Annotated in this window: 12 protein-coding genes; 7 read left to right on the top strand and 5 right to left on the bottom strand. The window is 31.5% G+C overall.

Annotated features, from left to right (window positions below; genetic code table 11):
- Positions 1–184 precede the first annotated feature (184 nt).
- The 3 genes from pheS to FDY99_RS14825 all read right to left on the bottom strand — a co-directional run bounded on the left by pheS (position 185) and on the right by FDY99_RS14825 (position 2253).
- A complete protein-coding gene (pheS, locus tag FDY99_RS14835; protein WP_066678062.1) occupies positions 185–1195 on the bottom strand; it encodes a phenylalanine--tRNA ligase subunit alpha in 1011 nt (336 codons plus the stop codon).
- 131 nt (positions 1196–1326) lie between these two features.
- Positions 1327–1587, bottom strand: coding sequence for a hypothetical protein (locus FDY99_RS14830; protein WP_139422548.1), 261 nt, complete (start codon positions 1585–1587; stop codon positions 1327–1329).
- 15 nt (positions 1588–1602) lie between these two features.
- Positions 1603–2253, bottom strand: coding sequence for a YceI family protein (locus FDY99_RS14825; RefSeq protein ID WP_139422546.1), 651 nt, complete (start codon positions 2251–2253; stop codon positions 1603–1605).
- A 73-nt stretch (positions 2254–2326) separates the two neighbouring features.
- On the opposite strand from FDY99_RS14825, the gene FDY99_RS14820 reads away from it, so the two are divergent.
- Positions 2327–3262 (top strand): sulfate/molybdate ABC transporter ATP-binding protein, encoded by a 936-nt coding sequence (locus tag FDY99_RS14820; RefSeq protein WP_139422545.1) that lies wholly within the window; start codon positions 2327–2329, stop codon positions 3260–3262.
- Between the two features lie 289 nt (positions 3263–3551).
- Here FDY99_RS14820 and FDY99_RS14815 read toward each other — a convergent pair whose 3' ends face one another.
- Complete coding sequence (locus tag FDY99_RS14815; protein WP_074229998.1) at positions 3552–3884, bottom strand: zinc ribbon domain-containing protein YjdM; 333 nt, start codon at positions 3882–3884, stop codon at positions 3552–3554.
- A 105-nt stretch (positions 3885–3989) separates the two neighbouring features.
- On the opposite strand from FDY99_RS14815, the gene FDY99_RS14810 reads away from it, so the two are divergent.
- Together FDY99_RS14810 and FDY99_RS14805 are read left to right on the top strand one after the other, a co-directional pair.
- The gene (locus FDY99_RS14810) at positions 3990–4292 is read left to right on the top strand and encodes a hypothetical protein (protein WP_139422543.1); all 303 of its coding nucleotides are present in this window, start codon (positions 3990–3992) and stop codon (positions 4290–4292) included.
- A gap of 148 nt (positions 4293–4440) precedes the next feature.
- Entirely contained in the window at positions 4441–5646 is a 1206-nt protein-coding gene (locus FDY99_RS14805; protein ID WP_139422541.1) for an RsmB/NOP family class I SAM-dependent RNA methyltransferase, read from the top strand.
- A gap of 26 nt (positions 5647–5672) precedes the next feature.
- Here FDY99_RS14805 and FDY99_RS14800 read toward each other — a convergent pair whose 3' ends face one another.
- Complete coding sequence (locus FDY99_RS14800; protein ID WP_139422539.1) at positions 5673–6620, bottom strand: hypothetical protein; 948 nt, start codon at positions 6618–6620, stop codon at positions 5673–5675.
- Between the two features lie 118 nt (positions 6621–6738).
- On the opposite strand from FDY99_RS14800, the gene FDY99_RS14795 reads away from it, so the two are divergent.
- The 4 genes from FDY99_RS14795 to FDY99_RS14780 all read left to right on the top strand — a co-directional run bounded on the left by FDY99_RS14795 (position 6739) and on the right by FDY99_RS14780 (position 12300).
- Entirely contained in the window at positions 6739–8403 is a 1665-nt protein-coding gene (locus FDY99_RS14795; RefSeq protein WP_139422537.1) for a GLPGLI family protein, read from the top strand.
- Between the two features lie 318 nt (positions 8404–8721).
- Positions 8722–10389, top strand: coding sequence for an asparagine synthase B (gene asnB, locus FDY99_RS14790; RefSeq protein WP_139422535.1), 1668 nt, complete (start codon positions 8722–8724; stop codon positions 10387–10389).
- 144 nt (positions 10390–10533) lie between these two features.
- On the top strand, positions 10534–11349 hold the full coding sequence (locus tag FDY99_RS14785; protein WP_139422533.1) for a hypothetical protein: 816 nt from the start codon (positions 10534–10536) through the stop codon (positions 11347–11349).
- Between the two features lie 87 nt (positions 11350–11436).
- A complete protein-coding gene (locus tag FDY99_RS14780) occupies positions 11437–12300 on the top strand; it encodes a GLPGLI family protein (RefSeq protein ID WP_139422531.1) in 864 nt (287 codons plus the stop codon).
- The last annotated feature ends 65 nt before the right edge of the window (positions 12301–12365 follow it).

The raw sequence follows: 12365 nt of genomic DNA, 5'->3' as shown, positions 1-12365 counted from the left end.
TTGTTTAGAATGATATATTTTGTAGATCGGAAAAAATCCTATCACAACACTTATACTTTATTCTCTGAATTCTATAAAAAAATGTATTTTTTTCTTAAAAAAGATTCGTCTTTAAGTGATTTATAAAGTTAATAAAAAATCCTGTGAAAATTCACAGGATTAAAAATTATTTATGTTAAATTAATTACAATGTTTTAAACTGTTCTAAAGTTCTTATATCATTCTCAAAGAACATTCTGATGTCACTCATTTGGTATAGAAGCATGGTAATTCTTTCAATCCCCATCCCGAAAGCGTATCCTGAATACTTCTCAGAATCAATATTTACATTTTTCAAAACAGCAGGATCTACCATTCCGCAACCCATAATTTCTAGCCAGCCTGTTCCTTTGGTAATTCTATAATCGGTTTCAGAATTCAATCCCCAATATACATCAATCTCAGCACTTGGCTCTGTGAATGGGAAAAATGAAGGTCTCATTCTGATTTTAGATTTTCCAAAAAGCTCAGTAGTAAAAAACTGAATCGTCTGCTTTAGATCGGCGAAACTTACATTTTCATCAATATATAAACCTTCAATCTGATGGAAAATACAATGTGAACGTGAAGAAATTGCCTCATTTCTGAAAACTCTTCCCGGAGATAAAATTCTGATAGGCGGTTCGTTTTCTTCCATATAACGGATCTGAACCGAAGAAGTATGCGTTCTCAATAAAATATCCGGATTCTGCTCGATGAAAAAAGTATCTTGCATATCTCTTGCAGGGTGATATTCCGGAAGATTCAGCGCGGTAAAATTATGCCAGTCATCTTCAATTTCCGGTCCGTCTGCAACGGCAAAACCAATAGATTTAAAAATCTCAATAATTCTGTTTTTCACTAAATTAATCGGATGTCTAGATCCTAAATCTAAAGGAAAAGCAGGTTTTGTAAGATCTTCTTTTTCTAAAATAATAGAAGAAGCAGAAGCATTTTTCAAATCTTCCAGCTTTACATTAACCGCTTGCTTCAGAGTATTGATTTTCTGTCCGAATTCTTTCTTCTGGTCGTTGGGAACTTCTTTAAATTTTTCAAAAAAATCATTCAGAACTCCTTTTTTCCCATTATACTTGATTCGGAAGTTTTCTATTTCCTCTTTACTTGTCGTATTGAAGCCATTAACCTCAACAAGCAATTCTTCTATCTTTTCAATCATTGTTTTACCCTTTCAAAAAAATGTATTTGCAAAAATACGATTTTCAGTTTAAAAAACCTTTTCAATTTTTCATAAAAAAATCTGTTTCGCGAGAAACAGATTGTATAATTGTTATTTAAAGCTGATTTGATTTAATCTAAAACAGTAGCAACGATGCTTATTAAAATTGTAAAAATATTAATTCCAAAAATCAGATAATATTCTTTCTTTTTCCTCAATATATTGATTAAACTGAAGAAAAATGCAAAAACCACAAACAACATCGCCGGAATTGTAAACAGTTCTACAAAAATCTGAATGATTTGATTGCTGTAAGAAATATAATAAAGAATCTGAAGACTCAATAAAAACATCAGACAAGCAATACTAATTATTAAAACGACCTTACTCATCTTGTTTTGTTTAAATTATTTTTTCTCTAAAGCTTTCACTCTAATCTGAAGCGTCACTTCATTTTTAATCACTCCATTTGCAGCAGGAGATTGAAATTTCACACCAAATTCTTCTCGCATAACATCTTTAGGCTCTGTTGCAATACTTACTTCTGCTCCATTTACAGCAACATTTGCTTTAAACTGAGTCGGTTTTGTAATTCCTTTTATCGTTAAATTTCCATCTAAAATAGTATTATAATCACCTTCTGCAGAAGGGCTTACTTTGGTAATTTCATAAGATGCTGTCGGAAATTTTCCAACTTCAAAAAAGTCAGCACTTTTTAGATGACCGTTTAGTTTTTCAAGATCATTTTTTTTATTTTTCAGATCTTCCGAAGTTAACGAAGCCATATCTGCAACAAATTTTCCGCTTTCCAATTTTCCGTCTTTTACAGTTACATCGCCGCTCTCAAACTTAATGGTTCCGAAATGACTTGTATTTTCAGATTTAAAAACCTTATATCCTTTCCATTCTACATTACTGTTTAAAGTATCCAAAACAAATCGGCTTCCGTCTTTCGTTGTTGTTACTTCATTAGCATCACTTGTTACCGGTTTTTCTTTAGAACAAGAAACCATAGTGAACAAAGCAGGAATTGCGAGAGAAAATAATATTCTTTTCATTTTGATATAATTTATGCATGGCTAAATTACTAAAAATATGCCAGTCTTCCCCAAAAACCCTTATTTTTGCAGTATGCTATTAGAGATAAACAACTTATATTTTTCTCATTCTCAGGAAAAACCGCTTTTTCAAAACTTTAATCTGAAACTGGATGAAGGTAAAATTATTGCATTGGCAGGCGAAAGCGGTTGTGGAAAATCTACGTTATTAAGTCTTATCTACGGATTACACGACTGGAATCAGGGTGAAATTGTATTTGAAGGCAGAAAACTGATGGGCCCGAAAGGAAATCTAGTTCCGGGTGAAGCTGAAATGAAATTTGTTGCGCAAAACTTTGATTTAATGCCCTATGCAACGGTTGCAGATAATGTCGGGAAATTTATTTCTAATATCAATTTAGCCAAGAAAAAAGAGACGGTTTTAGAACTTTTAGACGTTGTTGGCTTAGTTGAATTTGCAGATGTTTTACCAAAAAATCTAAGTGGCGGACAACAGCAAAGAGTTGCCATTGCAAGAGCACTTTCTGTATTGCCAAAGTTACTTTTGCTCGATGAACCGTTCAGTAATCTAGATTTTGCAAGAAAAATTGAACTTCGTGAAAAACTGTTCAGATATGTAAAAGAAAACAATATTTCTTTGGTAATTTCTACTCACGAATTGCAGGATATTATTGCATGGACAGACCAAATTATCGTTTTACAAAATGGAAGACTGATTCAAAATAATAGCGCAGAAGAAACCTATAAAGATCCTTACAATCCTTATGTTGCAAAACTTTTTGGAGAAGTAAATATTTTTAGTGAAGATGAAATTTCAGAATTGCAGATTTCAAGATTTTTCTATTATCCGCATCAAATCAAGATTTCTGAAAATGGTGTTGAAGCAGAAGTCTTAGAAAGCAGATTTGCAGGAAATCATTATTGGAATAAAATCAAATTCAGAAACAAAGAAATGGTGATGTTTAGTAACAATCAGCTTGAAAATCTTATTAAAATTACTTTCGATTAGTACCTTCTTTAAAACTTATTATTAATAAAATATTAAGTCTCTTAATGTTAGTATGTGGATAATTTTCAACGATTTAGCCTTTTCCATACAAAATATCTTTATACTTTTGTAAGACAACAGCTTAAGGAAATTTTTGGTTAATTCTCTTTCTGCCTTCCAGACCTAAATTAGCATTACTGCAATCACGTCTTTGAAAGATTACTCTGTCCAATTCTTTCCTTTTTTTATTGATTTTTGGCAATTAGTTGAAAGACTATTCTAATTACCAAAAACCAACATTGCTTATATATTAAGCCTTCTTTACAAATTCAGATTTCAAAGCCATCGCACCAAAACCATCAATTTTACAATCAATATTATGATCGCTGTCTGGTCTTAAACGGATATTTTTTACTTTAGTTCCTGCTTTTACTGGTTTCGGAGCGCCTTTTACCGGAAGATCTTTCATTACAATTACCGAATCTCCATTTTGAAGTTCATTTCCATTGATGTCTAAAATCTGATCTTCATTTCCTGCTTCTTTAGGATCCCATTCGTGGAAGCATTGTGAACAAACCATTAAACCGTCTTGTTCATACGTAAATTCAGAACTACATTTCGGACAAATTACTACATCACTCATATTATATTTTTTTGCAAAGGTAACATTTTAGGCTGGATGACGGAATTCTACCCTTAATTATGGGACTTTAAAAACAATAATTTATACATTAGTGAAAATAATTTTATGAGATTATTACAAAAAATACTTTTCATCTTAAACCTGTTACTTTTGGTATGGCTATTTGTAATCCATATTCCTGAATTTGATTTAGCAAGAGTTAAAAATCAATCCTATTTTAGAACTCAGATTTCTGAAATAGAAAATAATAATTCAGTTGAAGAATTAAGGAATATTGCAAAATCAAACCTTTTTTCAATCAAAAGAATACATGAGATAAATGATGAGAAAGCTAAAAACCAATTTTATATAATAACTTTAATTCTTGTTTTACAGATTTTTCTATATTTTAATTCAAGAAAAATCTAGAAAAATAATTTGTTTCAATATTCTAATCAAAGATATTACTGCTCAGGAGCAACGATTTTAAGTTTTGAATTTCAAAACATCAAACTTTAAACCTTGAACCTTAAACTAATTTCGTATTTTTGCAGATTCAAACAGCTTACAGCAATTTATGGAATTAATTCACAGAAACCTGGCAATCGGAATTCACGATGCTTTACAGGAAACTTTTTTCGAAAAAAACAAATACGCGGATAAAGTAATAGAAAGACTTTTGAAATCCCACAGACAATGGGGAAGCCAAGATAGAGCCGTTGTTTCTGAAATTTTCTATAATATCATCCGTTGGAAAAAACGCCTTGAATATTATATGGGTGAAGGTGTAAAACCAAATAACATCTATAAACTAATCATCGCTTATCTTCTTTGGAGCAAGACTAATTATAAAAGATTTGAAGAATTTGAAGGAATCAAAATTGCCGACATTACTACAAAACTTAGAAAAGGAACTGTTCCTACAAAAGCTATTGAGCATTCTATTCCGGAATGGCTTGTTGAAACTCTGGAAAGAGAATTAGGCGAAAAATGGGAAAAAGAAATGCATGCTTTGAATGAAAAAGCACCAACCGTTTTAAGAGCAAATTCTTTAAGAACGACTCCTAAAGAACTTATTTCTGATCTTGCACACGAAAATGTAGTTTCTTATCCTATTAAAAATTATCCTGATGCGGTACAGCTTGAGGAAAAGAAAAATGTTTTTCTTACCACAGCTTTCAAAGAAGGTTTGTTTGAAGTACAGGATGCTTCTTCACAAAAAATCGGTTATTTTCTTGATGTAAAAGAAGGCCAAAGAGTGGTTGATGCTTGTGCAGGTGCAGGTGGAAAAACACTTCACATAGCTGCTTTAATGAAAAACAAAGGTCAGATTATCGCATTAGATATTTTTGAATGGAAATTAGCTGAGCTAAAACGTCGTGCAAAAAGAGCCGGAGCTCACAACATTGAAACAAGAGTAATTTCTGATACGAAAGTAATCAAACGTCTTCACGATAAAGTAGACCGACTTTTAATTGATGCTCCTTGTTCTGGTTTAGGAGTTTTAAAAAGAAATCCTGATAGTAAATGGAAAATCGACCAAGCTTTTATCGACAGAATTAAGACAGAACAGCAGCAAATCATGCAGGATTATTCTAAAATGCTGAAAGTGGGTGGTAAAATGGTGTATGCAACATGCTCTATCCTACCTTCTGAAAACAACAAGCAAGTAGAAGAGTTTATTAAAAACAATCCTAATTACAAAATGATTAAAGACGAAAAAGTAATGCCAAGCGAAGGTTACGACGGATTCTACATGGCTTTGATCGAAAGACTTTCTTAAAATAATTTCAACATATTATACATGAACTACTCTATTTTTTGGAGTAGTTTTTTGTTGATATTATAGACATAAAAATATTCAGGAGTATCATAAAGTATAATCTTAGTGCCAATTTTTTCTTTTCCTAACCTAAACGGATACCAACTTTTCTTTTCTATCGTAATTTTCTGTGGGGTATTATCTTCATTTCCATCAAAATATGAAAATGTTTTAGCATTATGAAAAATAAGAAAAAAATACGAATCTTGAGAATTGATATAATATTCAAAATCACAAAATCTGAACTGTGATTTCATTAAATCCGCATAATCATTTCCAGACTTAAGCTTGTCTAAGTTCATACCAAAAACAAACTCATTATTTTTCCAGAAAATCTTCATGGTGGGATTATCGGATAACGGAATTTGTTCATTTATAATTTCATCGACCAAGTTTGATTTTACTTTGGTTATTTCTGAAATAAACTCTTGAGAATTCGCTAAAATCTGAATTTTATCTGTTTCACTTAACCAATAATCCGTTTTAATTAATTTTCCATGGAGCTTTTTTCTATTTTTAATAGCATACTCAACCATTTTCAAAACATCTTCAACACTTACTTTTTGGCTTTGAATTCTTATTGCAACTCCACTTCCACCTTGCATCTTCTTATATCCTTCATCAAGTTTCAGTAATTTATAATTGGTATCATTCTTTTCCAGGATAAATAAACTAGTCTTATCAGGATACAAATATGTTTTTCTTTCGAGCATTACAGTATCTTTAAAACCTAGCTTATCTGCAATTTGTTTTGAAAGTCTACCTAAAATCTCCATTTTAAGTTCCTCTGCTGAAACCGTTTTTTCTCCAAAATTAAATTCAGAAATGTAAAGCGTTTTTACATTTCCGTAATTTTTGATTTTGGTTTTAGTCGAATGACCAGTATAATAATTAGAAAAAATTAAAAAAATCAGTAAAGAAAAAATAGACTTCATGTTTTTAGTTTAAACGGTAAACGAAATTCTAAAATTAATATTTTACATCTAAACCATTACAAAGAGATTTGACAAATCATCAAGTATAAATTACCTTTGTAAAAACCATCAATACATTATGTTTAAATCTATTTTAGCAAGTTTTTTTATTTTATTATCTGTTTTGAGTTTTTCGCAGACTTACGAAATTCAATATGAAAGTTCGTACAACGGAAAAGCTCAACCTAATCAGAACCAGACAATTGTTTGGGTAAATGAAAATGAAAACTTTATTTTAAATACAAAAATTAAAGAACAAAAAAGCGATTATCCTTTTGAAATCAGCAAAATTGAAAAGCCTTCAAACACGATTATTTCTTATGCATTTTTAAAACCGAATGAAGCTATTTCCACTTCAGACAAAGAATCGATTGCTAAACAGGAATTCGAATTAACTACTCAAACTAAAAAGATCTTAGGCTACAATTGTAAAAAAGCAGTTACAAAAATCAACTCGAATACCATTGAAGTTTGGTACACCAATGATTTAAAAATAAAAGGCGGACCATCAAGTTTGGGACAAAACTTAGGCTTGGTTTTGCAGGTTGAAAGAAACGGAAATTCTGCAACAACTGCAGTTTCTTTAAAGAAAATTAAAACAACAGGAATTGACAAGATTATCAATAAAACGATCTCTACTACAGATTTATTGAGCTATAAAGATCTTCTTTGGAAAAGCAGATTTACAACGTTAAAAGTTTTTGAAAATGAAATTATCAATTTCTCAGATCAGTCAAAATCTGATGAAAAAATAAAAAGATTTGCCAACGGAACGATTATTTTAAAGAAGGTAAAGTTTCCAAAAATTGCTCAGGGCGATAATATTTTTGTAGAATTAAAGCAACAATCCAACGGTGACGCTTACGACAGAACCGGAACTGTATTTTTTATTCCTGAAGAAAAGTCTCAGACGTTTTTTGATGGTTTAGAAAAAGGAGCAAAAACACTTCCTGTATACGAAAATGGCAACGGAAAACAATATCACGGAGTTGTTTCCAATCAAAATTATCAACCGACAGTTGAATTGATGAGATTTTTTACCGCTTTCGGAATCAACAAGTTCAATCATATTGAGTTAAAGGATAAAACTTGGCAAACGGTAAGTCCGTTTCGTCAGGATATTACAGAATTAAAACCTTCCCTTTCAGAAAAAGAACTTTGGATTGGAACTTTCATTGGAAATTATGACAAAGGCGGTCATAAAGTAAGTTTAGATATTACCATCCACAACAGCGAACAAATTGTTAATAAAAACAATAAGGTCATTCCGCTTTTCAACACGACTAATATTATGGAAATGGCGGGTCAGGATTATGCAACAATGTTTAATAATGACAAAGGACTTTTTGTAGAATTTAATTTAGAAAAAGATCTTAAAAATGCACAGTTAAGATACATTACAACCGGACATGGAGGTTGGGAAAATGGTGACGAATTCATCCCGAAAGCCAATTCAATTTATGTAGACGGAAAATTAAGCTTCTCTTTTACACCCTGGAGAACAGAATGCGCGTCTTACCGATTGTTTAATCCGGCTTCCGGAAATTTCGCAGACGGACTTTCTTCTTCAGATATAAGCAGATCAAATTGGTGTCCCGGAACGGTAACCAATCCAAACTTCATTTCTTTAGGTAATTTAAAAGCTGGAAAACATACAATTCAGGTGAAAATTCCGCAGGGAGAACCAGAAGGAACGAGCTTCAGTGCATGGAATATTTCAGGTGTTTTACTAGGAAATGAGTAAAAACAAAACCTCCTTGCAATATTATTACAAGGAGGTAAAAACACAAATGATGAAAAAAAATTATTTCGAGCAACAAAGGTGAGAAAAATATTTGAATTACAAATAATAAATTAAAAAATATTTATGTTAATTATTGCTTCTTTATGAAACATAGTTGTTTTTCTATTGTTAAAAAAATTCTTTCAAGTACTAAATTTTAATTATTTTAATTAATTTTTTAAATTAAAAATAAAAAATTAATTAAAAATATAAACTATTTACAAATTTTTATTGCAATTTTTAAACCACACACTTAGCTTTGTATCAAATAAATATAACATGTGTGGAATCGTTTGCTTATTTGACGCAAAACAGTCAACCGAAATACTAAGACCTCAGGTTCTTGAAATGTCTAAAAAAATCCGTCACCGTGGTCCCGATTGGAGTGGAGTTTTTCAAAGTGAAAAAGTTGTTTTTTCTCATGAAAGACTCGCTATCGTAGATCCCGCTTCTGGAAAACAACCTCTATTTTCAAAAGATGGAAAAATTGTACTTGCCGTAAACGGTGAAATTTATAACCACAGAGAATTAAAAAAAGAATTCCCTGATTATGAATTTCAAACCGAGTCTGATTGCGAAGTCATTATTGCTCTTTACCAGAAATACGGAAAAGATTTTATTGAAAAACTTAACGGTATTTTTGCTTTTGCATTATACGACATTGAAAATAACACTTACCTCATTGCAAGAGATCATATGGGAATTTGCCCGCTTTATCAAGGTTGGGACAGAGAAGGAAATTATTACGTTGCTTCTGAATTGAAAGCTTTAGAAGGAATCTGCAAAAAAATTGAAACATTTTTACCTGGACACTATTTATATAATATTGAAGGACACAAACTTCAGCAATGGTACAAAAGGGACTGGGAAAACTTCGATGCTGTAAAAGATAATGTTATAGATATTCAGGCTATCAGAAAAGGACTGGAAGATGCCGTTCACAGACAATTGATGAGTGATGTTCCTTATGGAGTTCTGCTTTCAGGAGGTTTAGACTCATCTATTATTTCTGCCATTACCGCAAAATTTGCAAGACAGAGAATAGAAAGTGGTGACACTCAGGAAGCGTGGTATCCAAGATTGCACAGTTTTGCAGTTGGATTGGTCGGTTCTCCCGATTTGGCAGCAGCGAAAAAGGCTGCAGAACATATTGGCTCCATTCATCATGAAGTTAACTTTACCGTTCAGGAAGGCTTAGATGCGATTCGTGACGTGATTTATCATTTGGAAACTTATGATGTGACAACAATTCGAGCTTCCACTCCGATGTACCTTTTGGCAAGAGTCATAAAATCTATGGGAATCAAAATGGTACTTTCCGGTGAAGGTGCAGATGAATTATTTGGCGGATATTTGTATTTTCACAAAGCTCCGAATGCAAAAGAATTTCACGATGAAACCGTAAGAAAACTTAGCAAACTTCACTTATATGATTGTTTAAGAGCCAACAAAGCATTGATGAGTTGGGGAATTGAAGGCAGAGTTCCGTTTTTGGATAAAGAATTTATGGATATTGCGATGAATGTAAATCCGGAAGATAAAATGATTCGCAAAGAAGAAGGAAAAATTGAAAAATGGGTTTTAAGAAAAGCATTTGAAGATCTTTTACCGGAATCTATTGCTTGGAGACAGAAAGAACAGTTTTCTGACGGCGTTGGTTATTCATGGATTGACACTTTAAAAGATATTGCTGAGAAATATGTGTCTGATGAAATGATGGCGAATGCAAAATTCAAATTTCCATTAAACACACCACAAAACAAAGAAGAATATCGCTACAGAACAATTTTTGAAGAGCATTTCCCAAGTGAAACTGCGGCTGCAACAGTTCCTTCGGTTCCTTCAGTTGCATGCTCCACTCCTATCGCATTAGAATGGGATGAAGCATTTAAAAAGATGAACGACCCAAGTGGAAGAGCCGTAAAAGTGCACGAAACTTCTTATTAAAATCTATGAAATTTATCAATCCTGTATTCGTACAGGATTTTTTATTCAATAAAATCAATAATATTTGCATAATTTAACTAAGTATTAAACTTATTATCTAATAAATAATTATATTTGGAAAATAAAAATAATCTCTGTTGTAAAATGAAAAGAAACATTACTATTTTTTTTGCTTTACTGTGTACAAGCTTAGCTTTCGGACAAGGTAAATACGGAAAAGTTCTCAATTCTAAAAAACTAGCTCTTTCTTATAAAACTGTGAAACCTGTTGATAAAGACGATTATTATCAACAATATTATTGGTTGGTAAAAGCTGAGCAGCTTAAAACATATCCTCATCTTGCTGATGTAAAACCTGTTGTTTTGTACAACTTTGTAAAGAAAGTAAACCCTCAAAACCCTACAAAAAAATTAGATGACAGAGGAAAAGAACTGAGAAAAACAGCAGAATTATCTTTAGATCAATACTTCAAAAACAAAAATTTCCAGAATAATGCAGTTTTGCTTTATAATTTGGAAACCTATGTAGATCCTTCTCAGGGAGAATATTTTACAAAAGTAGATGCTGAAAAAATCAAGCAACTAGTTCCTAAAGAATTTTTCGGGTTCGCTTCTTTAAACAAAAAAACTAAAGAAGAGACCAACTATTATCTTTGGGTTGACAAGAAAAATGATAAATTTAAAATCGTTGACATCATTCCAAATGAAAAAGACAATGCTAAATTTTACGCTTCTGTAAAGCAATATCTTCCGAAGTATAAGTTTGAAAGAAAATATATGCCTACAGTAAAAAAGGGTACTAAAGCTGATAAAACAGATAAAGATTTCTTTTACATTATGCCTTTTGAGCAAAATAAAGATAATATCGAATACAAAACAGAAGATTTTGAAACATTCATCCTAAGCCAGGTAAAAAGAGAAGGTGAAGCATGGATTGGAGTAGAAAAACCGAGAAAATAAAAAAGTTAATCTTTTAATAAAAAGCCCTGAAAAATAATATTTTCGGGGCTTTTAATTTATATTAGCGACAATAAAATTCACTTAACTATGAAAATAACATCAAGCTTTCCTGCACTATTTTTATTTGGAATTTTCTCTGCTCAATCTTACAAAGCAGTTTATGATTTCAAATGGAAACCTCAGAAAAACGCAACTGAATATTTGCATGAAGATTTTGCATTGTTGATCAATGAAAACAAAACATCAGAATTCTTATCTTACATTAAATTTAAAAGTGATTCTGCCAAAACCACAGTTGTAAATAATTTTAAAAAAGCAGGACAAGGAAGTATGTCTTTTGATTTTAAATATGGTGAATCTAAATTTAATGAGGTTATTTCTAAAAATTACACCACCAGAGAAATTCAATTTGAAAAACAGCTTCAAGACAAACTTTTCGTTGTAAAAAACAATTGTAAAATAGCCTGGAAAATAGATGCTGAGAAAGATAAATTCTTAGGATATTCTGTTCAAAAAGCAACCACAGAATTTGGTGGCAGAAAATGGACTGCATGGTTTTCTACAGACATTCCCATTCAGGATGGACCTTATAAATTTTCTGGTTTAGCTGGTTTAATTTTAAAGATGAATGATTCGGAAAATGAATTTATATATGAAATGAGATCAATCACCAAAGAAGCCAATGACATTTCAGAACGAAATTTCGGAGTTTTCAATACCATTAAGCTTAATTCTGGAAAATTTCATAAAATTTGGGAAGAATACAAAAAGCTACCATCCTCTATTTTCAACTATCAAACATCTTCAGATAATGATGCTTGGATGGCAAGCTACACCATTGGCGGTGGAGACACGAATGATAAAAAATACCGTGAAAATTATGATAAAAAGACCAAGGAGTTTTTAAAAAGTGTTGAAAATCCGATCGAGCTGAAAAATGATTGTCTGTAATAAAAATAGATACAATTAAATCTAAACTTCTTATCTTTGCAAAACAATGAAACACTTAAACAGCA

Source organism: Chryseobacterium mulctrae, assembly GCF_006175945.1.
Lineage (GTDB): Bacteria > Bacteroidota > Bacteroidia > Flavobacteriales > Weeksellaceae > Chryseobacterium > Chryseobacterium mulctrae.
The sequence above is the reverse complement of the archived record's forward strand: the minus strand, read 5'-3'. Positions and strand labels throughout refer to the sequence as shown.

Excerpts from the sequence above, each read along its gene's own strand:
- FDY99_RS14815 (WP_074229998.1), bottom strand. The coding sequence starts at position 3,884 with ATGAGTGATGTAGTAATTTGTCCGAAATGTAGTTCTGAATTTACGTAT.
- FDY99_RS14830 (WP_139422548.1), bottom strand. The coding sequence starts at position 1,587 with ATGAGTAAGGTCGTTTTAATAATTAGTATTGCTTGTCTGATGTTTTTA.
- FDY99_RS14795 (WP_139422537.1), top strand. The coding sequence starts at position 6,739 with ATGTTTAAATCTATTTTAGCAAGTTTTTTTATTTTATTATCTGTTTTG.
- asnB (WP_139422535.1), top strand. The coding sequence starts at position 8,722 with ATGTGTGGAATCGTTTGCTTATTTGACGCAAAACAGTCAACCGAAATA.
- FDY99_RS14780 (WP_139422531.1), top strand. The coding sequence starts at position 11,437 with ATGAAAATAACATCAAGCTTTCCTGCACTATTTTTATTTGGAATTTTC.
- FDY99_RS14800 (WP_139422539.1), bottom strand. The coding sequence starts at position 6,620 with ATGAAGTCTATTTTTTCTTTACTGATTTTTTTAATTTTTTCTAATTAT.
- FDY99_RS14820 (WP_139422545.1), top strand. The coding sequence starts at position 2,327 with ATGCTATTAGAGATAAACAACTTATATTTTTCTCATTCTCAGGAAAAA.
- FDY99_RS14785 (WP_139422533.1), top strand. The coding sequence starts at position 10,534 with ATGAAAAGAAACATTACTATTTTTTTTGCTTTACTGTGTACAAGCTTA.
- FDY99_RS14810 (WP_139422543.1), top strand. The coding sequence starts at position 3,990 with ATGAGATTATTACAAAAAATACTTTTCATCTTAAACCTGTTACTTTTG.
- FDY99_RS14825 (WP_139422546.1), bottom strand. The coding sequence starts at position 2,253 with ATGAAAAGAATATTATTTTCTCTCGCAATTCCTGCTTTGTTCACTATG.
- FDY99_RS14805 (WP_139422541.1), top strand. The coding sequence starts at position 4,441 with ATGGAATTAATTCACAGAAACCTGGCAATCGGAATTCACGATGCTTTA.
- pheS (WP_066678062.1), bottom strand. The coding sequence starts at position 1,195 with ATGATTGAAAAGATAGAAGAATTGCTTGTTGAGGTTAATGGCTTCAAT.